19 protein-coding genes and 1 tRNA gene are annotated in these 24,855 nt (G+C 63.7%); 12 read left to right on the top strand and 8 right to left on the bottom strand.

Annotation, left to right across the window (positions count from 1 at the left end):
• Nucleotides 1-228: 228 nt before the first annotated feature.
• Entirely contained in the window at nucleotides 229-3,573 is a 3,345-nt protein-coding gene (gene ileS / locus QRX41_RS06655) for a mupirocin-resistant isoleucine--tRNA ligase (RefSeq protein ID WP_313839486.1), read from the top strand.
• Between the two features lie 144 nt (nucleotides 3,574-3,717).
• Here ileS and QRX41_RS06650 read toward each other — a convergent pair whose 3' ends face one another.
• Nucleotides 3,718-4,665 (bottom strand): aldo/keto reductase, encoded by a 948-nt coding sequence (locus QRX41_RS06650; protein ID WP_313839484.1) that lies wholly within the window; start codon nucleotides 4,663-4,665, stop codon nucleotides 3,718-3,720.
• 166 nt (nucleotides 4,666-4,831) lie between these two features.
• Between QRX41_RS06650 and QRX41_RS06645 the strand changes: the two genes are divergently transcribed.
• Nucleotides 4,832-5,800: an SPFH domain-containing protein gene (locus tag QRX41_RS06645; protein WP_045924053.1), complete on the top strand. Its 969-nt coding sequence runs from the start codon at nucleotides 4,832-4,834 to the stop codon at nucleotides 5,798-5,800.
• Nucleotides 5,801-5,852: 52 nt separating this feature from the next.
• Here the strand turns inward: QRX41_RS06645 and QRX41_RS06640 are convergent, their stop codons facing one another.
• Together QRX41_RS06640 and murI are read right to left on the bottom strand one after the other, a co-directional pair.
• On the bottom strand, nucleotides 5,853-6,704 hold the full coding sequence (locus QRX41_RS06640) for a patatin-like phospholipase family protein (RefSeq protein WP_313839482.1): 852 nt from the start codon (nucleotides 6,702-6,704) through the stop codon (nucleotides 5,853-5,855).
• A gap of 68 nt (nucleotides 6,705-6,772) precedes the next feature.
• Nucleotides 6,773-7,558 carry a glutamate racemase gene (gene murI / locus QRX41_RS06635; RefSeq protein ID WP_313839480.1) on the bottom strand — a complete coding sequence of 262 codons (786 nt, stop codon included), beginning with the start codon at nucleotides 7,556-7,558 and terminating at the stop codon, nucleotides 6,773-6,775.
• 67 nt (nucleotides 7,559-7,625) lie between these two features.
• Here murI and dapF point away from each other — a divergent pair, with 67 nt between their 5' ends.
• On the top strand, nucleotides 7,626-8,591 hold the full coding sequence (gene dapF / locus QRX41_RS06630) for a diaminopimelate epimerase (protein WP_306221867.1): 966 nt from the start codon (nucleotides 7,626-7,628) through the stop codon (nucleotides 8,589-8,591).
• Here the strand turns inward: dapF and QRX41_RS06625 are convergent, their stop codons facing one another.
• The gene (locus QRX41_RS06625) at nucleotides 8,592-9,200 is read right to left on the bottom strand and encodes a vitamin K epoxide reductase family protein (protein ID WP_313839478.1); all 609 of its coding nucleotides are present in this window, start codon (nucleotides 9,198-9,200) and stop codon (nucleotides 8,592-8,594) included.
• 71 nt (nucleotides 9,201-9,271) lie between these two features.
• Here QRX41_RS06625 and QRX41_RS06620 point away from each other — a divergent pair, with 71 nt between their 5' ends.
• On the top strand, nucleotides 9,272-10,159 hold the full coding sequence (locus QRX41_RS06620) for a PHP domain-containing protein (protein ID WP_313839476.1): 888 nt from the start codon (nucleotides 9,272-9,274) through the stop codon (nucleotides 10,157-10,159).
• 64 nt (nucleotides 10,160-10,223) lie between these two features.
• On the opposite strand, the gene QRX41_RS06615 is transcribed toward QRX41_RS06620, so the two are convergent.
• Together QRX41_RS06615 and QRX41_RS06610 are read right to left on the bottom strand one after the other, a co-directional pair.
• A complete protein-coding gene (locus QRX41_RS06615) occupies nucleotides 10,224-10,463 on the bottom strand; it encodes a DUF3107 domain-containing protein (protein WP_024627268.1) in 240 nt (79 codons plus the stop codon).
• Between the two features lie 89 nt (nucleotides 10,464-10,552).
• Nucleotides 10,553-12,214, bottom strand: a complete 1,662-nt coding sequence (locus tag QRX41_RS06610) for a phosphotransferase (RefSeq protein ID WP_313839474.1) — start codon at nucleotides 12,212-12,214, stop codon at nucleotides 10,553-10,555.
• A 103-nt stretch (nucleotides 12,215-12,317) separates the two neighbouring features.
• Here QRX41_RS06610 and QRX41_RS06605 point away from each other — a divergent pair, with 103 nt between their 5' ends.
• Nucleotides 12,318-13,808: an ATP-dependent helicase gene (locus QRX41_RS06605; RefSeq protein WP_045924060.1), complete on the top strand. Its 1,491-nt coding sequence runs from the start codon at nucleotides 12,318-12,320 to the stop codon at nucleotides 13,806-13,808.
• A gap of 46 nt (nucleotides 13,809-13,854) precedes the next feature.
• Here QRX41_RS06605 and QRX41_RS06600 read toward each other — a convergent pair whose 3' ends face one another.
• The gene (locus QRX41_RS06600; protein ID WP_313839472.1) at nucleotides 13,855-15,492 is read right to left on the bottom strand and encodes a zinc-dependent metalloprotease; all 1,638 of its coding nucleotides are present in this window, start codon (nucleotides 15,490-15,492) and stop codon (nucleotides 13,855-13,857) included.
• Between the two features lie 94 nt (nucleotides 15,493-15,586).
• Between QRX41_RS06600 and QRX41_RS06595 the strand changes: the two genes are divergently transcribed.
• Both QRX41_RS06595 and QRX41_RS06590 read left to right on the top strand, forming a co-directional pair.
• On the top strand, nucleotides 15,587-16,453 hold the full coding sequence (locus QRX41_RS06595) for a S16 family serine protease (protein ID WP_313839470.1): 867 nt from the start codon (nucleotides 15,587-15,589) through the stop codon (nucleotides 16,451-16,453).
• A 51-nt stretch (nucleotides 16,454-16,504) separates the two neighbouring features.
• Complete coding sequence (locus QRX41_RS06590; RefSeq protein ID WP_045924062.1) at nucleotides 16,505-16,921, top strand: DUF3052 domain-containing protein; 417 nt, start codon at nucleotides 16,505-16,507, stop codon at nucleotides 16,919-16,921.
• Between the two features lie 119 nt (nucleotides 16,922-17,040).
• Here the strand turns inward: QRX41_RS06590 and QRX41_RS06585 are convergent, their stop codons facing one another.
• A complete protein-coding gene (locus QRX41_RS06585) occupies nucleotides 17,041-18,585 on the bottom strand; it encodes an MDR family MFS transporter (RefSeq protein WP_313839469.1) in 1,545 nt (514 codons plus the stop codon).
• 131 nt (nucleotides 18,586-18,716) lie between these two features.
• On the opposite strand from QRX41_RS06585, the gene QRX41_RS06580 reads away from it, so the two are divergent.
• From QRX41_RS06580 to QRX41_RS06560, 5 genes are all read left to right on the top strand, one after another.
• Nucleotides 18,717-18,790 (top strand) — tRNA-Val (locus QRX41_RS06580).
• A gap of 100 nt (nucleotides 18,791-18,890) precedes the next feature.
• Complete coding sequence (locus tag QRX41_RS06575) at nucleotides 18,891-20,594, top strand: DivIVA domain-containing protein (protein WP_313839468.1); 1,704 nt, start codon at nucleotides 18,891-18,893, stop codon at nucleotides 20,592-20,594.
• A complete protein-coding gene (dxr, locus tag QRX41_RS06570; protein ID WP_313839467.1) occupies nucleotides 20,591-21,865 on the top strand; it encodes a 1-deoxy-D-xylulose-5-phosphate reductoisomerase in 1,275 nt (424 codons plus the stop codon). Before QRX41_RS06575 ends, dxr begins: the two co-directional genes overlap by 4 nt.
• Nucleotides 21,862-23,091: a flavodoxin-dependent (E)-4-hydroxy-3-methylbut-2-enyl-diphosphate synthase gene (gene ispG / locus QRX41_RS06565; protein ID WP_180335377.1), complete on the top strand. Its 1,230-nt coding sequence runs from the start codon at nucleotides 21,862-21,864 to the stop codon at nucleotides 23,089-23,091. Before dxr ends, ispG begins: the two co-directional genes overlap by 4 nt.
• A gap of 101 nt (nucleotides 23,092-23,192) precedes the next feature.
• Nucleotides 23,193-24,845, top strand: a complete 1,653-nt coding sequence (locus QRX41_RS06560) for an alpha/beta hydrolase family protein (protein ID WP_313839466.1) — start codon at nucleotides 23,193-23,195, stop codon at nucleotides 24,843-24,845.
• The last annotated feature ends 10 nt before the right edge of the window (nucleotides 24,846-24,855 follow it).

The following is a 24,855-nucleotide window of genomic DNA, read 5'->3' as shown; positions in this document are numbered from 1 at the left end:
GTATTCTTAACAAGCAATGGGCCTTGATCCGTTATCAGCGGGGAGCCTTCGGAAGAACGGGCTCGCTTGCGGCGATCCTCAGTAGAACCGACGGGCGGGCCCGCATAGCCCAGTTCAAGCGGTCCGGCGCAGGTCATTGGCCGGGCAAGCGAGGTGGTACCGCGGTGGGCCCCATAGGTCCCTCGTCCTCGACATGGCGACATGAACGACCAGCGAGGAGCGTGAACGGTGAATCAGACCACTGATACCTCAGATGCGACAAAACGGGATGGCGCAGTCTATCCCAAGGCGGTGGTGGACCCGGCTCTGGCCAAGGTGAAGCCCAATCCCTCCTTCCCCCATATGGAGGAGTCCGTTCTGGACTACTGGGACCATGACGACACCTTCAACAAGTCAGTAGACCGTCGCCCTTCCGGCGATCATGCCGACAATGAGTTCGTCTTCTTCGATGGCCCGCCCTTCGCCAACGGCCTGCCCCACTATGGACACCTGCTGACCGGCTACGTCAAGGATGTCATTCCCCGCTACCAGACCATGAAGGGCCACAAGGTCAAGAGGGTCTTCGGCTGGGACACCCACGGTCTGCCTGCCGAGCTGGAGGCGCAGCGTGAGCTCGGCATTGACAGCGTGGATCAGATCGAGCAGATGGGCATCGAGAAGTTCAACGACGCCTGCCGCGCTTCAGTGCTCAAGTACACCAGCGAGTGGAAGGACTACGTCCACCGTCAGGCCCGCTGGGTGGACTTCGACCACGGATACAAGACCCTTGATGTCTCCTACATGGAGTCGGTCATGTGGGCCTTCAAGACCCTCTACGAGAAGGGCCTGGCCTATGAGGGCTACCGGGTGCTGCCTTACTGCTGGAAGGATCAGACCCCGCTGTCCAACCATGAGCTGCGCATGGATGCCGATGTCTACCAGGACCGCCAGGACACCACCGTCTCCGTGGCCGTCAAGCTCAGGGACGAGGACGCCTATGCCGTCTTCTGGACCACCACCCCCTGGACCGTCCCCACCAACCTGGCCATCGTGGTCGGCGCTGATATCGAGTACTCGGAGGTCAGTCCGGTCTCCGGGCCCTTCGCCGGCAAGCGCTTCTACATCGCCACGGCCCGTCTGGGCGATTACGCCAAGCAGCTGGGGGAGGACTACCAGGTGGTCCGCACCCTCAAGGGGTCAGAGATGGAGGGCTGGCGGTACTGGCCGGTCTTCCCCTACTTCGCCGGAGAGCAGGCTGAATCCGAGGGCGGCACCCCCGGCCCCAATGCCTATACCATCTACACGGCCGATTACGTCGACACCGTGGAGGGTACCGGCCTGGTCCACCAGGCTCCCTATGGCGAGGACGATATGAACACCCTGAACGCCAAGGGCATCCGCAGCGTGGACGTGCTCGATGCAGGCGCGGTCTTCACCGAGCAGTGCCCCGACTACCAGGGCCTGCAGGCCTTCGAGGCCAACATGCCCATCGTCCGCAACCTGCGCGCAGGCGATGGCCCCCTGGCACAGATCCCAGCCGAGCATCGGGCCCTCCTCTTCCAGGAGAAGAGCTACGTCCACTCCTACCCCCACTGCTGGCGTTGCGGCACCCCGCTGATCTACAAGCCGGTCTCCAGCTGGTTCGTCTCCGTGACCAAGATCAAGGGCCGCCTCCTGGAACTCAACCAGCAGATCAACTGGATCCCCGGAAACGTCAAGGACGGCCAGTTCGGCAAGTGGCTGGCCAATGCCCGCGACTGGTCCATCTCCCGCAACAGGTTCTGGGGCTCGCCCATTCCGGTCTGGGTCTCGGACGATCCCAAGTATCCTCGGGTGGACGTCTACGGGTCCTTGGATGAGCTCAAGAAGGACTTCGGCCGCTACCCGACTGATGACAAGGGGCAGATCAACATGCATCGGCCCTGGATCGACCAGCTGACCAGGCCCAACCCTGACGACCCCACCGGCAAATCCACCATGCACAGGATCACCGATGTGCTGGACTGCTGGTTCGAGTCGGGCTCCATGCCCTTCGCCCAGTTCCACTACCCCTTCGAAAACAAGCAGTACTTCGAGGACAGGGATCCCTGTGATTTTGTGGTCGAGTACATCGGCCAGACCCGCGGCTGGTTCTACACCATGCACATCATGTCCACGGCCCTCTTCGACCGCCCGGCCTTCAAGAACGTGATCTGCCATGGCATCGTCCTGGGCTCCGACGGCCAGAAGATGAGCAAGCACCTGCGCAACTACCCGGATGTGAACGAGGTCTTCGACAAGTACGGATCCGACGCCATGCGCTGGTTCCTGATGAGCTCGTCCATCCTGCGCGGCGGCAACCTGGTCGTCACCGCCGATGGCATCCGTGACACGGTCCGCCAGGTCATGCTGCCGGTCTGGAGCTCCTACTACTTCTACACGCTCTATGCCAACGCGGCCAACAAGGGCGCCGGCTACCAGGCCCAGGCGCTGACGCCGGAGCTTGTGGCCGACCTGCCGGAGATGGACCGCTTCCTGCTGGCACGCACCCGTCGTCTGATCCAGTCGGTGCAGAAGGCCCTGGACGACTTCGCCATCTCAGAGGCCTGCGATGCGGTGACCGACTTCATCGATGTGCTGACCAACTGGTACATCCGCAACAACCGCGACCGCTTCTGGGGCGAGGACCACCAAGCCTTCGACACCCTCTACACGGTTCTGGAGGCCTTCGCCCGCCTTCTGGCCCCCCTGGCGCCCATGGAAGCCGAGCAGATCTGGCGGGGCCTGACCGGTGGCGAGTCGGTCCATCTGGCCGACTGGCCCTTCCTGGCCGACGAGGCCACCGGGCAGGAGACCGAACTGGGACAGGTCCTGCGTGACGATCCTGCCCTGGTAGCCGCCATGGAGAAGGTCCGCGAGGTGGTTTCGGCCACCCTGGCCCTGCGCAAGGCCGAGCAGATTCGCGTCCGCCAGCCCCTGTCCCTGCTGACCGTGGTGGTTCGTGACCCCGACGCGGCCCGCTCCTACGTGGACGTGCTCAAGTCCGAGCTCAACATCAAGGACGTGGAGTTCTGCACCCTGGACCAGGCCGGCCGGCATGGTCTGCGGATCATCCACGATCTCAAGGTCAATGCCCGTGCGGCCGGACCCCGGCTGGGCAAGCAGGTCCAGTTCGTCATCAAGGCTTCCAAGCAGGGCGACTGGTCCGAGCAGGACGGCCACGTGGTCGTCACTACCCCCGACGGAGCGGTGGCCCTGGAACCCGGCGAATACGAGCTGGACAACCGGATCGAGCAGGAGGATGGCTCCCAGGCCGACCGGTCGGCCTCCGCGGCCCTGCCCACCGGCGGCTTCGTCATTCTCGACACCCAGCTGGACGACGATCTCCTGGCGGAGGGTTATGCCAGGGATCTGATCCGCCAGGTTCAGGATGCTCGGAAGACCGCTGGCCTGGACATCGCTGACCGGATTCGGCTCACCCTGACCCTCCCCAAGGAGGATGCCTCCAAGGCTCAGCAGTTCAGCGACCTGATCGCCCGAGAGACCCTGGCCACCAGTCTGACCGTCAATGCTGGCAATCTGGACCAGCCGCAGGTCGACCTGGTCAAAGCCTGATCATAGTTGCATAAAAAGGGCTTCAGGGCTTCCATCTGATAGGAGATGGAAGCCCTTTTTCATACGACCTGCCTGGCTAGGTGCTCGTCTGCGCCACGCTTGGCCGTGCGGCTGGCAATATTGCGATGGAGCGCCGGCTGTTGATCAGCCCTTGACCTTGTCGCTGACCTGGTCCAGGGTCTGCATATCCTGGTCGCTCAGTTCCAGATGGGCAGCGGCCAGAAGGGCCGGCAGCTGCTCGGGAGTGCGTGCAGAGGCGATGGGGGCTGCGATCCCAGGCCTATGGTTGAGCCAGGCCAGGGCTACGGTGGCCAGCTCGACCCCGTGGGCCTTGGCGATGCCGTCCATGGCAGCGACCACGTCCAGTCCCTCCTGGGTGAAGAAGTCCTTGACCATGCCCTCGCGCTTTTTGCCCTTGAGGTCGTCCATGGTCCGGTACTTGCCCGTCAGGAAGCCCGAAGCCAGCGAGAAGTAAGGGAAGACCGCCAAATCCTCGTCCTTGGCGACCTGCATAAGGCCGCCCTCATAGGTCTTGCGGTAGACCAGGTTGTATTGGGGCTCCAGGGCTACCGGCAGGGTCAGGCCCTCCTTGCGTGCAATGCTGAACCATTCACGGATCCGGTCCGGCGTGTAGTTGGACACTCCGATGGCCCGGACCTTGCCCTCCTTGACCAGCTTGTCGAAGGCTGCCGCAGTCTCCTCCAAGGGGGTGGAGCTGTCGTCGAAGTGGGCGTAGTAGAGGTCGATCACATCCAGACCCAGCCTGAGCAGGGAGGCGTCGGCGGCGGCCTCGATGTTCTTGGCTGAAAGACCGGAGTACTGGGGGTGCTGGCTGACCTTGGTAGCCACCAGGACCTTGTTGCGGTTGCCGTTCTTGGCCAGCCAGCGGCCTAGGACGATCTCGGACTCGCCGCCGGAGTGGCCTGGGGCCCAGGCCGAGTAGACGTCGGCTGTATCGATCAGGTTGCCCCCGGCTTGCGTGTAAGCGTCCAGGACCTGGTCAGACTCGGATTCGTCGCTGGTCCATCCGAAGGTGTTGCCGCCCAGGATCAGGGGGAAGATTTCGGCGTCGATGCCGCGTAGTTTTGCCATATTCATCCTTTCGGGTTGAAGGCTTGTTAAACCGAGTCTATTACGGCTTATGCGCCCGAACCGATTATCCAGACGAGTCCATCATGTATGGTGATGAGAGGATAGGCCGGAATGGTGCGGTTCTCAGGTCCGGCCCCAAGGGTTTTAAGCTCGAAGGAGAACACTCATGCATCTGGGCATCGCCATTGTGATCGCCGTGCTGGTCCTGGCGCTGATCATCTTCCTTCTGGGGATTTTCGTGGTGCCCCAGCAGCAGGCGGACGTCATTGAGCGCTTCGGCAAGTACCACCGGGTGGCGCTGGCGGGCATCCACGCCAAGATCCCCCTGGTGGACCGGATAGCCGCCAAGACCAACCTGCGGGTCAACCAGCTGAACGTCAAGCTGGAGACCAAGACCAAGGACAACGTCTTCGTCACCGTGGAGGTCTCCACCCAGTTCCGGGTAGAGGCGGCCAACGTGTCTACGGCCTACTACGAGCTGGTCGACCCGGCGGGCCAGCTGCGCTCCTATATGGAGGACGCCCTCAGGTCCGCCATTCCCGCCCTGAGCCTGGACGACGCCTTCGCCCGCAAGGACGATATCGCCTCCGATGTGCAGCAGACCGTGGGCCAGGAGATGCAGCGCTTCGGGTTCTCGGTCATCAAGACCCTGGTCACGGCTATCGACCCCTCCGCCCAGGTCAAGCAGGCCATGGACTCCATCAATGCAGCCCAGCGTGAGAAGGAAGCCACCAGGGAGCGTGCCGAAGCCCGTCGGATCGAGATCGAGACCCAGGCCAGGGCCGATGCCGAGAAGACCAGGATGCAGGGTGAGGGCCAGGCCAACTACCGACGGGAGATCGCCAACGGCATTGTGGACCAGATCAACAGTCTGCGGGCCGTGGGCATGGATATCGATGCGGTCAACAATGTGGTGCTCTTCAACCAATATCTGGATGTGATGCGCTCGCTGGCCGAGTCCGACAATGCCAAGACCCTGGTTCTGCCTGCGGCGACCCCCGGTGGTTACAACGAGCTCTTCAACCAGATGACCGCAGCGCTGATGACCGCCCAGAGCACCCAGGGCAGTGCGGATCCCCGCCACGGCCGCAGGAGTGCGGGCGCAGAGGGCGGGGCCGGGACGCCGGCTCTGTAAGGCCGTGTCCTAAGAAGCAATTTCCGCATGGCAGGTCCTGCGAGGTCGGGTTTCAGCTTTCCAGGAAGTCGGCTATGGTCTCGGCGGCCCGATAGCCCTTGTCGTACATGGCGTTGAGTCCCTTGAGCGACTTGCTCAGCGTGGTCAGTCCGCACAGGCTGTCAGGGGCCAGGATGAGCACCCGACCCTCCTTTTCGGCCTGCTTGGCCAGGGCCACCTCGTCGTTGTAGGTGCGGTAGCGCTCCATCAGGCGCTCGCCGGCCGCCGGATAAGTTCTGGCCAGGATCCGGGCCGGCAGGACATCCTTCTTCTGTTCGCGCAGAATATCCCTCTGGCGGGTCAGGACCAGGACGATGCGCTCGTAGCCCTCGTCCATGGCCTTGCGGACCGGGACCGGGTCGGCGATGCCGCCGTCCAGATAGGGCACCCCATCGATCATGTAGGGCTTGTTGGCCACCGGCACGGTGGATGAGGCCTTGAGGATGTCATAGTTGTCCTGGGCCAGGTCGGACTTGTCAAAGTAGACGGTGGATCCGTCAGTGGCCTTGCAGGCGACTACGGTGAACAGGGCCGGATTGGCCTTCAGAGCCTGGTAATCCAGCGGGCATTCCCCGTCGTGGGCCGACAGTTTGCCATAGACGTAGTCCAGGTCGACGAAGGTGTGCTTGGTCAGGAAGTTGCTCACGCTCGCGTACTCCTTGCGGGAGGAGTAGACGGTGTAGAAGCGGTAGCAGCGTCTGAGCTGGCCTGACAGGAATGAGGCCAGATTGGCGCTGCCGGCCGAGACCCCGTAGCAGTGATCGAAGGTGATGCCCTGCTCCATGCAGCGGTCGAAGACGCCGGCGCCGAAGATGGACCGGTAGCCGCCGCCTACGTCGATGACGGCTGTTCTTTTGCGTGCCATGGGCACCTCGTTTTCTGACAGATATCCGAGCTTGATGACAGCTTATGCGTGAACGTTGGACAAGCCGTTCAGGGGCGGCAGGAGGCCAGCAGCCGCTTGGACAGATCCAGCATGGCCGGTGAGGGATCGGAGTTGGCGATCTCTACTCTGCCGGTGCCGGGGCCCGGGTTGAGGGCATCGGCCTGGGCCAGCAGATCCTTGAGGTGGCGGGCCGTCCCAGGGTTGCCGTCGATCAGCGCCAGGCCTGGCGGGCAGATGCGGGCGATGGACTGGCGGAAGAAGACGAAGTGGGTGCAGCCCAGGACCAGGGCATCCAGGGTCTGCAGGTCATAGGGATCCAAATAACGGTGCAGGGTGGCATCGACCAGGGCCTGGTCATTCAGCCTGTCAGACTCCACAATGGTCACCAGGTCTGGGCAGGGCTGGGTCAGGATGGTGTGCCTGTCGGAGAACCGTGCCATCAGGCGTGAGAACTTGGCCTCCTTCAAGGTCAGCGGGGTGGCCGTGACCAGTACCCGCTGGGGTCGGCCTCCGCCACGTGTGCAAGCCAGCTTCAGGGCCGGCTCCATGCCGATGACCGGGACCGGGTAGCGTCGGCGCATTTCATCCACGCAGACGCTGGTGGCGGTGTTGCAGGCGATGACCATGGCCTTGACGCCCTGGTCCATGAACCGGTCGCCAATGACCTGGCAGCGCTGGGTGATCTGATCCGGCTTCTTGATGCCGTAGGGGGCGTAGGCGGAATCGCCAAAGTAGAGCAGGTTTTCTTGAGGAAGGAGGTTGCGGATGGCTGCAGTGACGCTCAGACCGCCGAGTCCGGAGTCGAAGATCCCGATCGGTGCATCTGATGTCATCTGATCCGCTCCTTTCGCAGCCGAAGAACCACCCTAGCCTGTCGCCGAAGGGCCGTACGCTACAAGCATGAGTATTCCCCGGACTGTTTACAAAATGCAAGCCACCGGCAACGATTTCGTGGTCTACGCCGATCCCCGGGGGGATCTGGAGCCTACGGCCGACCAGGTGCGCTGGCTGTGCGACCGTCATTTCGGAGTCGGAGCCGACGGGGTCATCCGGCTGACCCACCCGGCCGATGTCAGCGACCTGAACCAGGAGCAGGTGGATGCCTGCGACCGTTTCGGCTGCCAGTGGTTCATGGACTACCGCAATGCGGACGGTTCCTTGGCTCAGATGTGCGGCAACGGGACCCGGGCCATCACCCTCTTCGCCCAGAAGCAGGGGCTGACGCCGACTATGGAAGGCGCCTCCTTCCTGCTGGGGACCCGGGCCGGGGTCAAGCGGATCGTCTCGCGCAGTCCGATGAAGTGCGACGGCGATCATGTGTTCAAGGTCAAGGTCGGGGCCTGGCGGATGGGGCCGGTGGGGCAACAGCTGGTCGACGGCGGAGCCCTGGGAGGCTCGGCTCCTGGCACCATGGTGGATATGGGCAATCCTCATGCAGTCGTCCTGACTGCAGTCGCTGCCGAATTGGAGGCCGGTGGACTGCCCGGGACCGTGACCGAACTGCTGGCTAGGACCGACCTGCCCGATCCGGGCGATCTGGACCTGTCGGCCCCGCCGCGGGTCAGGCCCGGGCTGGCTGAGGGGCAGAATGTGGAATTCCTGCGTCTGGATGCCCTGGATGCCGACAATGGCAGCGGTCGGGCCACCATGAGGGTCTATGAGCGTGGGGTGGGCGAGACCCTGTCCTGCGGTACCGGTCTGTGCGCCAGCGGCGTGCTCTTGCGAGCCCTGACCGGGGTCGACCATTGGACCATCCAGGTGGGCGGGGGCCGTCTGAAGGTGGACGTGGATTCGCAGGATGTGTGGCTGACCGGACCGGCCAGAATGGTCGCCCGTCTGACCCTGGAGCATGTGCCAGACTGCTGATCAGCTGAAGAGGGCGGATCCTTCCACAGCCAGGACGGTAGTGGCCAGGGCGACCAGCCAGACCAGGTCGACCATCAGATCGAAGTGCTGCTGATAGTAGGTCAGCAGCCATCCCGACCTCTTGCGCGGCAGACCCTGCTGGATGACCGTGGCGTGGCTGAAGGCCATGAACTGCAGGCTGGTGGCGAAGGTCATGACCAGGCACCAGGGGCAGAGGGCGTGGATGACGAAGAGCGACTGGGCGAACAGCCAGAGCGCATAGGCCAGGGCGGCAAGCGAGGCCAGCCAGGTCCCTGCCGCCAGCAGCGCAGGCATTTTGATTCGGCACAGACCCACTACGGCCAGCGTCAGGAAGACAGCCTCAGCGACCAGCCCCAGAAAGGCATTGGGGATAGGCAGTGTGCCCAGGCGGATCAGCTCGGCTTGGGGGGACAGGGCCACGGCTGAGCAGGAGACCACCGAGTTGATGTCACAGCTGAGCTGGCCCTGGGGGTGACGCGCCAGTTGCAGGGTTTCCGCTGACAGGACCAGGCTGGCGTAGAGCGCCGCAAACGAGGTCAGGGCGGCGATCAGATAGCTGGAAGGGGCTGACGAGGTCGGTTCGCTCATGGGGTCCATCACCTCAATGGTCGGGAGGGTTCTCTGAGACGGGAACGCGTTCACGAGTTTAGGATGGAGGCATGACGCATGAGGATACTGCCACGGTCTCCGGCTGGGACCTGCACTGCCACACCGTCTTCTCCGACGGCACCGTGACGCCCCGGGGGATGGTCGAGCAGGCGCAGCAGCTGGGTCTGGAGGGTCTGGCCATCACCGACCATGACACCAATGCGGGCTGGGATGAGGCCCGTCAGGCGGCCCAGGACCTGGGAATGCCCCTGCTGCCAGGCACCGAAATCACCGCCCAGGACGGCCATGTCTCGGTTCACATGCTGGCCTACCTCTATGATCCTGAGGATCCGGTCATCGCCGGGCTCTTCGCCAAGACCAGGGAGGCCAGGCTGACCAGGACCAGGACCATGGTCGAGCGGATCTCCCGGGATTACCCGATCACCTGGCAGGATGTGCTGGATCAGGTCAAGGAGGGGTCGAAGACCACGGTGGGCCGCCCGCATATCGCCGATGCCCTGGTCAAGGCCGGTGTCTATGCCGACCGCAGCCAGGCCTTCGCCGGGGTCTGCTCCTCCGGAAGCGCCTACTACCTGCCGACGCCCTCGCCGACCACCCACCAGGTGCTGGCAGCCGTCAACCATGCAGGCGGTGTCCTGGTCGTCGCCCACCCCGGTGCAGTCAGTCGCAATCCCGTCCTGCTCTCCGACCAGCAGATCGCCGCCCTGGCCGGGGAGGGACTGGGAGGCCTGGAGGTCTGGCATCGGGACAATCCGCCCGAGCAGCGCCGACGGCTGCTGGCCCTGGCACAGCGCTGGGGGCTGCTGGTGACCGGAGGATCGGACTGGCACGGCCAAGGCAAGCCCAATCGCATGGGGGAGAACAGCACCAGTGACGAGGTGGTGGCCCGAATCGTGGACAGGGCCCGGGGGAGCCGTCCGGTGGCCTGGAAGGGTTAGCGGATACGAATCGGGGGCGGTCGGACCACAAGGACCCGGCCGCCCCCGTCAGGCGATCACAGCCTCAGTCGGAGGAGCCTCCCAGGACACCGAAGCCGACCGGATGGGTGGTGTCCGAACCGACCACTGCGTAGCCCAGGGACTCCTTAGGAACAATGATGTGCCGGCCCTTGTCGTCCACCAGATCGATGGGTCCGCCCTCGTTCAGGGCCTGGGCGATGTGGGCAGCCACCTCGTCCGCCTTGGCATTGGTGCTGAAGTTGACCGTCCGGGCCACATTTTTGATGCCGAATTCGATATCCATTGCTACCTCCAAGGTTGTTTTCCGTCGCCCAGACCTGCCGGCCCACGGTTCTTCCGGTCTCATTATTCGCTGGCCCGGGTGATTACGCTCTAAGCGTCTCCCTGATGCTCCTCCTGGGAAGAGCCGCTTTCCGGCGGTGATGCCGATGCCTGTCCGTCTGCAGTGAGCGTGGGGGTCTGCTCGGGCAGGGGCTTTCTGGGAATGACGACGGTCTCAGCCTGATCGCTGGCGAGGGCTTGAGCTGACGAGGCATCATGCGGCTGGGAAGCGGCCTCTCCTGCCCCAGCGGGGTTCGAGGACTGGCTGTCTACGGACGGGTCGCTCGTTGCAGCCTTTGGATTCACCTCGCCATCCGTATCGTCGTCGCTGGTGGCTGGACTGCCGATGCCGCGGAAGTGATCGCTCAGGCCTGATTCCTCTTCTTGGGCAACAGGAGCAACAGCTGGTGGCTTGGGTTGATTGTCGCTGCCAAGGTTTGTGCTCTGGGCCTGTCTGATGGGCTTATTCCTGGCTTCGGAATGGTCCATGGCGGTCTGGGTCTGAGCCAGGTCAGCCATTTCTGCCCTGCTGATGGCGATGGTGGCCGAGCTCTCATCCGAGGGTTCAAAGGAGGGTTCCTTAGGTGAGGTTGCCGCATTTGCCGCGCCGGGGTCCTGTTCTGATGCCGGATTCTCCTGTATTTTCGCTGCGGAGGGATCTTCAGCTTTGTCGTCGCCGAGCAGGGTGCCCACGGTGATGGTGGAGGGTGCCCCAGTGGGTGACGAACCGGAAGTCTGCTGCTGACGACGGGCGCGCTGGTTCTGCTCGTGGTCGCCCAACTGCTGGGCCAGACGCTCCACCTGGGCCTTGAATTGGATGATCTGTTCGTTGTCGGCATGATCCAGGGCGGTGATGAAGTCGCCCACCTGCTCCATCTGCAGCCAGAGATTGGCTCGGAGCATGATCAGGTCGTCCAGCCGAGCCCCCATCATCCTGCCGTAGGCTGCAATGACTGCGTTGCGGCGGGATCCATCCAGCTTGGCGAAGATCCAGGCCAGGTCACGGGCAGGATCGTTGACCTGCATGTCCTGCCAACCGTAGACCCCGCTCAGCCCGGAGCCTGCATAGAGTAGGTCGCCGTCGGAAAAGCCTCCGTGCACGGTGCATGTTTCAAAGGACCAGAGTCCGTCGGTCGCCACGATGGATGCCCAGGAATCGGTGATTTCCTTGGGCACGTGGCCGTCCATGCGCAGCCGCTTGATCCATCCCCGCAGTTGGGCCGCGATCTGGGCAGTGGAGAAGGCTGGGTATCCGTGGGTTTTCAGAAAATCAGGGCGCACCCGGTGGATGGCGCCGATGGCGGTGCCTGCGGCGGTGCATTCGTTCAACGTCAGCAGATGGAGGGGACGGATTCGGCCTGGGCAGTGGGTCATGACGGCAACAGCTGTGGTGCCGGTCGGGCTATCGGCCTTCTCGCCGGGCTGGTAGGCCAGGATGTGCTCGACCCTGAAGCCCATGGCCGCCATCTCCTTGGCATCGGCCAGAGCCTGAGCCGCCTTGACCCGAGCGGCCAACCGGCGCTTGCCGGCTTCCGAGCTGGTGGCCCAGACGTCGTAGACGTTGCCGGTCGCGTCCTGGACCACCGCACAGTCCACGCCCTGTGCGCGGTCAAGGCTGCTGAGCTGGTCGCAGTCCCGCGCGCCGGTCATGGGCACCTCGGGCATGGCGGCCGACGCCAGGGCAGCCAGGGTCAGCTTCGTTCGTTCACTCACATTCTCAAGGATAATACAAGGACTGTTGTGAATACGGTTGTCCACTTGACCACATGGGCACGCCGCAGCGGGTTCCGGTACCGGCCTTTGACACAATGGGGGTGTGCATGAGGATGAGGAACGATTGCTGCAGGGTCTGGATCCTGCCCAGCGGCAGGCGGCCACTGTGCTTGACGGGCCTGTGCGGATCGTAGCAGGGGCCGGGGCTGGCAAGACCAGGACCATCACCCGGCGTATGGCCTATGCCTGCGCCAGTGGCAGCTGGGAGCCCTCCAGAACCTTGGCAGTGACTTTTTCGGTCCGTGCCGCAGCCGAGATGCGTGATCGTCTGACCAAGCTTGGCGTGTCGGCCTCCCTGCAGGCGGCGACCTTTCACTCGGCGGCCCTGCGCCAGCTCAGGCGGGTCTGGCCCCAGGTCAGCGAGACCTATCTTCCGGATCTGATCGAGGATGTGGCCCCCCTGGTGTCCTCCGCCTGCCAGCGGGTCTGCGGTGAGGAGGCCGACCCGGGCCAGGTCAGGGACCTGACTGCGGAGATCAACTGGGCCAAGGTGGGGCTGATCGCCCCTCAGGACTACGTTCGGGTCTGCGCGGCCAGTCACCGTCTGCCGCCGGCTGGTCTGGAGGCTGATCGGATGGCCGACCTGTACACGGTCTTCGAGAGCTCCAAGGCCGCCCATAATCAGATGGACTTTAACGATATCCTTCTGCTGGTTTGCCACATTTTGGAAGAGGGCGGCCAGGCTGCTGCTGACATTCGAGACCGCATCGGCTGGCTGACCGTGGACGAGTACCAGGATGTCTCGCCCCTGCAGCATCGGTTGCTCAAGCTCTGGCTCAACGGCAGACAGAACCTGTGCGTGGTGGGGGACCCGGCCCAGACCATTTACTCCTTTGCGGGGGCCACCTCCTACTATCTGCTGAACTTTCCCCAGGAATTCCCGGGAATCAAGGCCGATCTGGACCTGACCACCGACTACCGGTCCACGGGAAGAGTGGTTCACTACGCTAATGGCATTCTGGCTCGCTCGCCGGTGCGTGACGACTACCTGAAGCTGGCATCAGCCCGCCAGGAGGGCAGCAGGGTCGCGATGACCCGTTACGAGGACGATGGTGAAGAGGCTGGGGCAGTGGCCTCCCGTATATCCTCCATGATCCGGAAGGGGGCCCGTCCCGGCCAGTTTGCAATCCTGACCCGGATCAACGCCCAGCAGACCCTGATCTGCCGTGCCCTGCACGAATGCGGGATCGGCTACCGGGTGCGCACGGAGTCGGGCTGGCAGAACCAGTCGGTCGATCTGAGCAAACATGAGGTGCTGGAGCAGCTGGAGAGCGGCATGGGCCAGGGGAGGGTCACGGTCTCCACCATTCATGCTGCCAAGGGGTTGGAGTTCGCCCATGTCTTCATCGTGGGCTGTGCCGAGGGGCTGATTCCCTTTGGCTCACCGCCCGAGGGGGATGCTCTGGAGGAGGAACGCCGCCTTATGTATGTAGGGGTGACCCGAGCAGAGGACACCCTGCATCTTTCCTATGCGGAGCACAAGGACGGCAGCGCCTTTGCCCGGCGCGCTCCCAGCCGGTTCATTCACCGCTGAGCGCTATCGATTCGGCCCCTCGGCACGCGGGGAGAGGGAGTGCGATTCAAGCTTGGTTGCCGTCCGAATCGCCCTTGTCTGAGTTGTTCTGGTCCGGGTGACCGCTGTCGGGGTCCTTGGGATCGGTGCCGGCGCTTTTTTGATTGCCGGGAGCTTCGTGTTCTGAATGCTCCTGGTCATTTGAAGCGTCGGAATCGGGAGCGTCGGAGTCTGCAGGGGTGGCCAGATCGGCAGAGGAATCCTTGTCTTCGGCATTCAGCAGTTTGTCCAGCTCGGCATCCCAGTCCACCGAGGTGGCGGAAGTGGAGGCCTTCTGCTCGGATTGCCCATCTGCAGAGGTAGATGCTCCGCCCTGGCCGCCTTCGTCCTTGACAGGCAGGGAAGGCAGCAGGTCAGGATGGGACCAGTGGCCGTCACGGCCCTGGACTCCCTCCTCGGCGGTGATGCGCTCCCAGAGGTCGGCGGCCTCGCGCAGCCGCTTGGGGTGAAGATGCAGGCCCAGCAGGGACTCGAAGGTCTGCTCGGCCGGCCCCCCCACGGCGCGCTCGCGTCGGGTCATCTCCCGCAGCTGCTCCAGGTGGGGCAGGTGGGCCATGCCGGCATTCCAGACCACGCAATCCACCCAGCCGTCCACCAGGGCCAGCAGGTCGCCCAGGCTGTGCAGGGCCTCCTTCTGCTCAGGGGTGTCCTCGATGCCGACATTGCTGAGGTTGATGGCGCCGGCGATGGATTCGGGATTGATCTGGTCGGCGTCGCGCAGCTGATCCTCCACCGCGTCCAGGTCGATGGAGACCCCCCGGGCGTACTTGCCGATCAGGGCCTCGAAGCGCGGCATCAGCCAGGGGACGGCGGCGTAGAGCCGGGCGTGGGCGGCTTCCTTGAGGGCCATGTAACGGGCGACCTCGTCCAGATCCAGTTCCAATGATTTGGCGTAGGCCTTGATGTTCTGAGGTATGAGGGCTCCGGCGGGGTTCTTCAGCAACGGGATGCCCTGGTCGAATCCTCCGCGGACCTCCTTGGCCAGCTCGCCGGCGGCCTGCCCCAGCTGCATGGCGAATGAGGTGTTCCCCAGCAGTCTCATCAGCGTGGTCGGATCCTTGAGATTGTCGGGCAGGGGGATGGGCACAGGTCCGGCGAACATCCCCGAAATCTCGCCCTGGTCGAAACCTTGGAAGCGCTGGTTGATGACGGAGGTCAGGGCCTCGCTGACCGCCTGGGCCACCGGCGAGGCGAACTGGACCCAGGCGTCTATGCTGCCCTCGATCCATCCGGCACGGGTCAAGGCTTCGGTCTGGCCTGGGGCGGGGTCGAAGGAGCAGACGGTGTCCAGCCAGAGGTTGGCCTCGCTCATGACCCGGGCCACGCGGTCGCTGTCCTCGGCTGTGACGGTGGTATCGGACTGGTCGGCCCTGGTGCGTCCCAGGGCGATGTTCTTGGCCAGCACAAGGTTGATGGGCCCCCGGTCGGCCTGGGCCTGCATGTCAGCCGGCGTGTTCAGCCCTCCGGCCGTGAAAGCCTGAATCAGGGCCTGAACCTCGGCGGGTTTGGGCAACTGATCGGCTCCCTGGGCCGCCATCTGCGAGCGGATGGACTCAGGCAGCTGTGAGAACTGACTCCAGGCCAGCTCGCCCTGCACCGGGCCGAAGCACTCGATGAGCCATTGGTGGATTGCATTCTCGTCCATTGCTTTGATTCCAGTCCTCGCCAAGGCAGGCCGTCCGCCATCGAGGTCGACGTCTGCCGGGATTATCGTCTTCATCAACCATAATATTGGAGCTATGACACTTCCGCACGGGAAATCGGATCACTGCGCCACAGGCGCACCCGAAAGGCAAATCGGGACGCTTGGCGGGCCCACCCGCAAAATGCTGGTCGGCGGTCTTCTGATCATTCTGGCCCTCCTGGTGCTTTTCCTCCCCTCGCCCTATACCATCGAGACGCCCGGACCCACCCAGGATGTGCTGGGAAGTTCAAAAGGCTCACCGGTCATCAAGGTCAAGGGCGGCCAGGTCCACCATGACAAGGGCCGTCTGCTGATGACCACGGTCAATGCCCGCGGAATCCCCGGTTATCCGGCCTCCAATCTGGATGCCCTGGTGGGCTGGGCCGACCCCCACGCCACGGTGCTTCCCCAGGAGGCCGTGGTGCCTCCCGGGCAGAGTGTGGAGGAGTACAGGCGCCAGGAGCAGGGTGATATGCACGGCTCCCAGAAGGCTGCCTCGGCCCAGGCTCTGGCCTTCCTCAAGGCCCGGAGATATGACGTCTCAGGCCTGCAGTTCAGCATGAGGGTGGCCGACATCGGCGGTCCCTCGGCCGGGCTCATGTACACCCTGGGGGCCATCGACAAGATCACTCCGGAGCAGGAGACAGGCGGTCTGACCATCGCAGGTACCGGCACTATGGACCAGAAGGGACGGGTCGGTGCCATCGGCGGCATCCAGCTGAAGATGCTGGGCGCCAGGCGGGACGGCGCCACCTGGTTCCTGGCCCCGGCGGCTAATTGCCCACAGGTGGCGGGCCATGTGCCAGAGGGACTGCGCGACGTGCGGGTATCCACCTTGGACGAGGCCTACAAGGCCCTGGTGGCCATCGGCCATGGCCAGGGGGAGGGGCTGCCCCGCTGCACAACCGCCAAGGGCAGATAAGACAAGGCCGGTCCAATTGGTGAATTCCGGCAGTCTTGTTATGCTGAAGCCGTGGCTGAGACTACAACCTATACAGCGGAAGAGTTCGGTTTCCATCCCGGCGATATCGTTCAGGAATGGATGTGGGACGACGATGTCGACGACGGGATCCGGACCAGGATCGAGGATCTGACCGGCGAAGAGCTGGTGGACGAGGACTATGACGCAGCCGTGGATGGGGTCATCATCTGGTGGCGGGACGGCGATGCCGAGGACGATTTGGCAGATACCATCATGGATGCCTCGGCCATGGTCAACAAGGGTGCGCCGTTCTGGGTGCTGACTCCCAAACCCGGCAGACCGGGGGCATCGGCTCCAGGGGTCGTCTCCAATGCGGCCAAGACCGCGGGCATGAACGCCCTGATGCCCACTACCGCCAGCAAGGATTGGAACGCCACCCAGCTGCGGGCTTTCGGCAAGGGCAAGTAAGTTTTCTGGCTGCAGAAGCGCCAATGAACGAGGTGGTGGGCATCAGGATCAACCGATGCCCACCACCTCGCTGTCTTTCATAAGGGATTCCCCGGAGGAATCCGTCTGCCCAGCGGCCTTTACTGCACGCTCTTCTCAGCAATGGAGGGATCCGTCGTCGTGGCCTTGTTCTGATATTCGGCCAGCAGGGTGCGCGAGCGGATGTCGCAGAGGTTGGCCACCAGGGCCATGATCAGAATGACCAGGCCCACCAGGAAGATCCAATGCAGGCCGTCGAAGACGATGGTGCGGGCCGGGCCCAGCAGACGCGATGGAATGCTCCCTGCCGTGGCCGGGTTGATCATGCTGTTCATCATGTCCTCGGTCAGTCCCTTATGCTGAGGCACCTCGCGGGCGATGACCGTGTTCATGACGATGCCGAAGATGGAGACCATCAGGGTTTGCCCCAGGGAGCGAGCCAGGGTGTTGAAGCTGGTCGAGGCGCCCACATCGCCTGCTGGCACCACGCTCTGGGCGGTGATGGTCGAGGTGGTGATGGTCAGGCCGAAGCCGAAGCCGACCACGGCGGAGATGACCAGGAAGACCCAGTAGGCGGTGGCTTGGGGGACGGCTATGTAGCAGATGCAGGCCGTCAGGATGAAGGCCAGGCCGATGTTGGTGGCCCGGTGCGGCGGGTGGTGCATGGTCAGCGGTCCGGCCACGTAGGCGCCCAGGAGCCAAAGAATGGAGGAGGGGGTGACCACAAAGCCGCCCAGGGAGGGGTTCATTCCCAAAACAGACTGCATCCAGATGGGCATGTAGGTGTCGAAGCCCATCAGGAATCCGGCCACCAGGAGCATGCAGATGTTTTGGATGACAAAGGTTCTGATGCGGAAGAGCCGCAGAGGCAGGATGGGGTCCTCCTGGCGGCCCTCCACATGAAGCAGCAGGGCAAAGGTGACCACGGTGGCTGCAGCCAGGATCAGGGTAATTCGCGTATCGCCCGCCGATCCCAGGCTCTGCAGGCAGAGCATCAGGCAGATCAGGCAGACGCTGAGCAGCCCGATGCCGATGTAGTCGACGCGGGTTTCACGCGCCTTGATATGCTCGCTCAGGAAAATCTGGATCATGATGATGACCAGCAGGCCGATGGGCACGTTGATGGCGAAGACCCAGTGCCAGCTTATCTGCTGGACGATGAAGCCTCCCAGCAGGGGGGCGATGATGGAGGCGATGCCCCAGGCCGAGCCGTTCAGGCCGATCATGCCCGCCCGCTTGTCCAGGGGATAGATGTCGGCCAGGACCGTGTAGGTCAGCGGCTGGATGGCGCCGGCCCCCAGGCCCTGCAGAAAACGGGCGCCGATCAGCTGGGGCATGGACTGGGAGAGGGCGCACAGGGTGGATCCGATCACGAAGACCAGCAGTCCGATGGTCAGCAGCGGCTTGCGGCCAAAGCGGTCCGAAAGCTTGCCGTAGATGGGCGTGGTGACCGCTGTCATGAGCAGATAGATGGAGTAGACCCAGTTCATGATGGACAGCCCATGCAGGTCCCCGATGATGGTGGGCATGGCGGTGGAGACGATGGTCCCCTCGATGGCCGTCATGAAGGTGGCGATGAAGACCGCCACCGTCACCAGGGTGCGGTTGGTCTTCCTGCCGCTGCCTGTATCGACTGTCTGTGACAATCCGAACCCCCCTTTATACGGTGTATATGGTGTGTTTCTCTTCTTTTTGCGGACAAGGCCCGCGAATTCCTAGTGGATTATAGCCGCACCGTGCGGCCTTGTCACCGTGTATTCTGCTAAGGTAGTGTGCTGGTCCCGTGGCTCAGTTGGTTAGAGCGCCACCTTTACACGGTGGATGTCCCCGGTTCGAGTCCGGGCGGGACCACAGGGGTTTTTGGGGGGCGTGCCCGAAGTCGCGTCTTAGCGCTCACGTAGAATCGATGCACGACGATCGTTGGCAAGAAAGGTCAGGAGGTCGATGCCTGATGTCAGCTAAGCCTGATGCCCGTGGAACCGAGGCGACCATCGCGCGCTCGGGCAAGCGCAAGTGGGGGTATGACACCAAGCAGGTGGACGCCTTCCTGGAGCGGGCACACTCGCTCTATGAGAGCCAGGATCCTGATCTGACCCAGGAGGAGATAGCCAACGCCTCCTTTGACCTGTGCAAGAACGGCTACATCATCACCCAGGTGGATGCAGCCCTCTCCCGACTGGAGAGGGTGATTTCCGACAGGCAGACCAGCTTGGAGATAGCCCGGGTGGGCGTGGATGGTTGGACGACCAGAATGGTCAGTCTGCAATCGGAGCTGACCACTCATGCCGGCAGGCCCTCAGGCAGCGTCTTCAAGCGCGGGGATCCCGGCATGCCCTCATACGACTGCAAGCAGGTGGAGCGGCTGATCGAGCAGGTCCTCAACAAGACTTCTGACCAGCTCAACCTGCAGGAGGGGCGGAAGACGGACTCGGGCAAGTCGAAGAACACCGACATCACGGCTGACCGCGTCTCCAACGTCATCTTCACCCAGCGGCGGGGGCCCAAGGGTTATGACGAGCGCCAGGTGGACTTCTTCCTGGCCAAGGCCGTCGAGCTTCTGGAGCAGCTGGAGTCCTTCGCCAGGGTCAGCGAGAGGGCCAAGAGAGCAAGCGCGAGTTCAACGGCGCCTGCCGCTGTTCCTGCGCAATCGCAGCTTCCTGTGCAGGACTCTTCAGCCTCGGGCGTTCAGCCGCTGATCGGACAGAGCCAGGAACCCGCTTGGAGCATCCCCAATGCTTCCCCTGTTGCGGAGGACCAAAGCAGTCAGGACGATTTCGCTCAACTGCATCAGGCGGAACGGGCCATCTTCGATGCTCCCACTGCCAGCACGCAGACGGTGCCGACGGCCCAGCCCAACAGCTCCCTGAGTGCCCTGGCTTCAGCGGTCAACCAGCGACTGGCTCAGGACGGCGCTGGAGCGGCTGTGGATACCGGTGTTGATACACCTTCAACAGCTTCAGCCCGGTCTGCATCCTCGGTCGATGTCGGCGGCGGAGCAGCCGCTGCTCCTGCAAATCCGGCTGTCTCCGGTCGGCCTGAATCAGTCATGCCCACCTCTGCGCCAGCCAGCTATACACCTGCAGTCCCCGCTGCAGGATCAGCTGCACCTGCGTCGGCTGCGCAATCCATGCCTGTCAACTCGACGGCCTCTTCTTCGCCTTCCCCAGCACCGCAGACTCCTGAGCCGACGGTATTCCAGCCGACCCCTTCGACACTTGCCGCATCCGCCCCGTCCACATCGACAGGGGCTACGTTCGTTCCTTCCACAGGTCCGGCATCGCCGGTGCCTCCCTCAACCGATGCTGACGCTCACAACTCGTCTGTGCCAGGATCCACCTCAGTTATCTCTTCGCCTTTCGTCGACGGCCCTCTGGGCGCAGGCGGGCCCTTGGGCAGCTACGAGGAGCCGGCACCTGCAGCATCTGAGACCCAGGAGCGTCCTTGGGTCGAAACAGCCGAAAGCAGCACGGATACGCCCGACTGGGCCAAGCCTCGGTACTCACAAAACACGCAGGGGAACAAGCAGGACCAGGATCCGGATTCCTACCTGAACTCCCTGCTCAACCAGGATCTGCCCAAGATGGATCTGGACATCCCTGATATTTCATTCCCGGCCTTCGGCGACGAGGGGGAGCAGGATAAAGGCGGTCGATGAGTCGGTTGGCAGTGATGAGCGAAGGCGTGCAGGCCGGTTTGCCGGTCGAGCGTGAACGTACCCTGGCGGATTGGTCGCCTAGGGACGATGCCGACCAATCTCGCAGTCTGGTTATCCTGGGATCCACAGGATCCATCGGTACCCAGGCCTTGGATCTGATCAGTCGTCATAGGGATCGGTTCCAGGTGACTGGATTGGCCGCTGGTGGTGCGCATGTTGAGCTCCTGGCCCGTCAAGCCCGTGATTTTGGCGTGACCCGTCTGGCTCTGGCCGACAGGGCCCAGGTTCCGGCCCTGCAGCAGGCGCTCAAGGCCCTGGGGCTGACTGGTATCCAAGTAGAAGCAGGCATGGAGGCGGTCCAGGCTCTGGCCGGCTCCGGCAGTGATCTGGTCCTCAACGGCATCACCGGATCAGTCGGTCTGCGCCCGTCCATTGCGGCCCTGCAGGCCGGATCCCAGCTGGCTCTGGCCAACAAGGAGTCCGTGGTGGCCGGCGGCCATCTGCTCTTTGATGCCGAGATACGGCCGGGTCAGATCAACCCGGTCGACTCCGAGCATTCAGCCATCTGGCAGTCTCTGCGTTCGGGGCAGCATGGAGAGGTGGCCCGTCTGGTGGTCACCGCATCGGGAGGTCCTTTCCGGGGCTGGAGCCGCCAAGCCATGCGCGAGGTCACCCCTGAGCAGGCCCTGAATCATCCGACCTGGTCCATGGGTCCGGTGGTCACCATCAACTCATCCACTATGGTCAACAAGGGGCTGGAGGTCATCGAGGCCAGCCGGCTCTTCCGGATCGAGCCCGAGCGGATCACCGTGGTGGTTCACCCCCAGTCCGTGGTCCACTCCATGGTCCAGTTCCAGGACGGGGCCACCATAAGCCAGGCATCCCCTCCGGATATGCGTCTGCCCATCGCCCTGGGCCTGTCGGCGCCCGTCCGTCTCGACCATGTGGCTGCGGCCTGCGACTGGTCCAAGCCCAATACCTGGACTTTCGAGCCCCTGGATGATGAGGCCTTTCCGGCGGTCAATCTGGCCAGGCGGGCCCTGGGCAGCTGCGAGCCCATGACCGCGGTCTTCAATGCCGCCAACGAGCAGGCGGTCAGGGCCTTCCTGGATCACCGGCTGCCCTACCTGGGCATCGTCGAAACCATCCGTTCGGTCATGGATGCCATGGAAACGCATCTTCCGGGAACATTCACATCCGTGGAGGTAATGGAGCAAGTCGAGCATGAGGCACGCCAAAGGGCTGATGCTTTGATAGACATGACAGCGTGAGTAGCATTCCCAAGACCGAACAGTCAACATCCTCTCAGGGGTTCCGCAAGACAGGCGAGCAGGCCATCAGCCAGACTCCGCTGCATCCTCGTCGCCGCTCCCGTCGGATCATGGTGGGGCCTGTGCCGGTCGGCGGGGGAGCCCCCATATCGGTGCAGTCCATGACCAACACGGTCACTGCTGACATCAATGCCACCCTGCAGCAGATCGCCGAGCTGGCCGCCGCCGGCTGCGACATCGTACGGGTAGCTGTGCCCAGCCAGGACGATGCCGACGCGCTTCCCATCATTGCCAAGAAGTCGCCCATCCCGGTCATCGCCGACATTCACTTCCAGAGCAAGTACGTCTTCCAGGCCATCGATGCGGGCTGCGCAGCCGTCAGGGTCAACCCGGGCAACATCCGCAAGTTTGACCAGGTCGGCCCCGAGATCTGCAAGGCCGCCACCGATGCAGGCATCTCCCTGCGCATCGGGGTCAATGCCGGCAGCCTTGACAAGGACATCTACGCCCGCTACGGCGGACCCACCCCTGAGGCCCTGGTCGCCTCGGCTTTGAAAGAGGCCCACATGTTCGAGGACGTGGGCTTCCATGACTTCAAGATCTCCGTCAAGCACCACGATCCCGTTACCACGGTCCAGACCTACAGGCTTCTGGCCTCCAAGGGCGACTGGCCCCTGCACCTGGGCGTGACCGAGGCCGGGCCCTCCTGGCAGGGGACCATCAAGTCCTGTCTGGCCTTCGGCGCGCTTCTGGCCGAGGGCATCGGCGACACCATTCGTGTTTCCCTGTCCGCACCGCCTGTGGAAGAGGTCAAGGTGGGCTGCAAGATCCTGGAGTACCTGGGGCTGCGCCAGCGCCACTTCGACATCATCTCCTGCCCCTCCTGCGGCAGGGCCCAGGTGGACGTGATCGAGCTGGCCAAGGAGGTCACCGAGGGGCTCAAGGACATCACCGCCCCCATCCGGGTGGCCGTCATGGGCTGCATCGTCAACGGACCTGGCGAGGCCAGGGAGGCCGATCTGGGGGTGGCTTCAGGCAACGGCAAGGGCCAGATCATCATCAAGGGCAAGGTGGTGCAGACCGTGCCCGAGGATCAGATTGTCCCCACGCTGCTGGAACGGGCCAAGGAAATCGCCGCCCAGATGGATGCCAAGGCGGCGGCCCAGGGTGAAACCCTGCCGGAGGCAGGGCCCATGGTGGTCCCGGTCACCGGCCGCGCCAGCTGAGGGCGTAAGCGCCATCCCCGCCACCGGCTACAATGGCCGACGTGTCCCAAGAGGTTGAGCGTTCCCTCCCTGCAAGCGGGTGGAGCAGGGTCAGGCGGCTCATGACCAGCCTGCCCGTCTTCATCATTCTCATGGGTCTGCTGGCCTCGGTCTCCCACTTGACCGCCGTCCCCTGGAAATACGAACCAGTGGATCAGAATTTTCCCACGCTGACTCCGGACACCGCGGTCACCTTCGACTGGCCTGCCGGGGTTGACAGGGATGCCGTGGGGCAGTACCAGGTCGAATCCCGTCACCAGGAACTGAGCGTGGAACGGCCAGCCACTGGCGAGCACCAACGCATCCGAATACTGATCCGCGCCCCCAAGGAGGCCTCAGGGCATCGGCCAGCCGTAGTCTTCATGCACGGCGCCGGTTACGGCACCTGCGACAACTCCTTCGGGGATGTGGCCCGAACCCTGGCCTCTGCCGGTTTCGTCACCGCCGTGCTGGACAAGCCGGTCTGGTCCACCAATGATGCCGACCGGGACTATCCCGCCTCGGCCAAGGCCTACGAGCGGGTTGCCAATCTGCTGCGCGACCGCGCAGATGTGGATGCATCCAAGGTAGGCATCTATGCCACCAGCGAGAGCACTTGGATCGCCGCCATGCTGCTGACCATGGACCACCGGATCGCCTTCCAGATCCTGTTGAGCCCCATGGTCTATTCGCCGCGGCACGCGATGGGCTTCTTCGTAGCCCAGGATTTCGCCATTGCCGGAGCCAACCAGGGCTACCAGTCGGTGGTCCGTCGGCTCTTCAGCACCGATGCCTCCCTCTTGGGCCTGAATAATCTGGACATCGACCCCACCGACCGCAGCACCTATGCCATTCCCACCCTGCTGGCCTACGGGGCCAAGGATGTCATGACCGCCCAGGTGGAGGGGGTGCAACGCGTGCTCGCCCAGGCCCACGCCTCGGGCAACGAGAACGTCACTGTGCGTTCCTACCCGGTCTCCAACCATGTGCTGCGTTTGGGAGATGAGGCCCGGACCGGCACGCCCCTGGCCGACCACTACCAGCAGGACATGGTCGACTGGGCGGTGGGTCAGGTCCATGGCCTGCATCAGACCAGCCCCAGCGTGGGTGGGGCCACCATCCATCAGTCCATCGCCGTGCCTACTGACCTGCGGGGGCGACGCTCGCTGACCATCTATATGCTGGTCCTGCACCTGCTGACCCTGGTGCTTTTGCTGGCGGCCTTGATTATGGCTTTGGCGGCCGGTCTGATGAAATTATTCCGCCTGCGCCGGCGCAAGGACCCGGTCCTGGGCTTCAGCCATGGCTTCGGCGGCACCTTGGTCACCATCACCGGCACCACCCTGGCCACCCTGGTCCTTTTCGGAGCTGGTCTGGGCCAGGTCATCATGGCCGTGGTACGCCTGGGCTGGGGCGGCGTGCCTGACCAGGCTGGGGTCAGCTACTGGAGCTGGCCGGTCATCCAGGTGGTCTGTGCCCTGGTCATCTGGGCCTGGTCGCGCACCTTCGCCCGTATGGTCGAGGTAGCCTCACTCAGGGGATTGGACCGGCTGCCCGACCAGGTGCGCACAAGCAAGGCCGGCGGCCCCAGTCTGCGCCAGCAGATGCGGAGCATGGATCCCAGGCCTGTGCTGGCCTCCACCCGCTTTGGCGTCGCGCTCTTCACCGTCACCACCCTGGCCATGTTCGGAGTCCTGCTGATCTTCGCTTTCTGGGGCCTGTTCATCTACCAATGAAAGGACGGGG

The organism is Bifidobacterium kimbladii, assembly GCF_032193675.1.
In the GTDB taxonomy this organism is placed as follows: Bacteria; Actinomycetota; Actinomycetes; order Actinomycetales; family Bifidobacteriaceae; genus Bombiscardovia; species Bombiscardovia kimbladii.
Note: the sequence above shows the minus strand (reverse complement) of the source record. Positions and strands in the feature narration are given on the sequence as shown.

What these genes read in the sequence shown, in the direction of transcription:
- QRX41_RS06560 (WP_313839466.1), top strand. Translation starts at nt 23,193, where the DNA reads ATGACCAGCCTGCCCGTCTTCATCATTCTCATGGGTCTGCTGGCCTCG.
- QRX41_RS06640 (WP_313839482.1), bottom strand. Translation starts at nt 6,704, where the DNA reads ATGGCACGCAAAAGAACAGCCGTCATCGACGTAGGCGGCGGCTACCGG.
- QRX41_RS06650 (WP_313839484.1), bottom strand. Translation starts at nt 4,665, where the DNA reads ATGGCAAAACTACGCGGCATCGACGCCGAAATCTTCCCCCTGATCCTG.
- QRX41_RS06620 (WP_313839476.1), top strand. Translation starts at nt 9,272, where the DNA reads ATGACGCATGAGGATACTGCCACGGTCTCCGGCTGGGACCTGCACTGC.
- murI (WP_313839480.1), bottom strand. Translation starts at nt 7,558, where the DNA reads ATGACATCAGATGCACCGATCGGGATCTTCGACTCCGGACTCGGCGGT.
- dapF (WP_306221867.1), top strand. Translation starts at nt 7,626, where the DNA reads ATGAGTATTCCCCGGACTGTTTACAAAATGCAAGCCACCGGCAACGAT.
- QRX41_RS06600 (WP_313839472.1), bottom strand. Translation starts at nt 15,492, where the DNA reads ATGGACGAGAATGCAATCCACCAATGGCTCATCGAGTGCTTCGGCCCG.
- QRX41_RS06575 (WP_313839468.1), top strand. Translation starts at nt 18,891, where the DNA reads ATGTCAGCTAAGCCTGATGCCCGTGGAACCGAGGCGACCATCGCGCGC.
- QRX41_RS06625 (WP_313839478.1), bottom strand. Translation starts at nt 9,200, where the DNA reads ATGAGCGAACCGACCTCGTCAGCCCCTTCCAGCTATCTGATCGCCGCC.
- QRX41_RS06645 (WP_045924053.1), top strand. Translation starts at nt 4,832, where the DNA reads ATGCATCTGGGCATCGCCATTGTGATCGCCGTGCTGGTCCTGGCGCTG.
- QRX41_RS06615 (WP_024627268.1), bottom strand. Translation starts at nt 10,463, where the DNA reads ATGGATATCGAATTCGGCATCAAAAATGTGGCCCGGACGGTCAACTTC.
- QRX41_RS06595 (WP_313839470.1), top strand. Translation starts at nt 15,587, where the DNA reads ATGACACTTCCGCACGGGAAATCGGATCACTGCGCCACAGGCGCACCC.
- dxr (WP_313839467.1), top strand. Translation starts at nt 20,591, where the DNA reads ATGAGTCGGTTGGCAGTGATGAGCGAAGGCGTGCAGGCCGGTTTGCCG.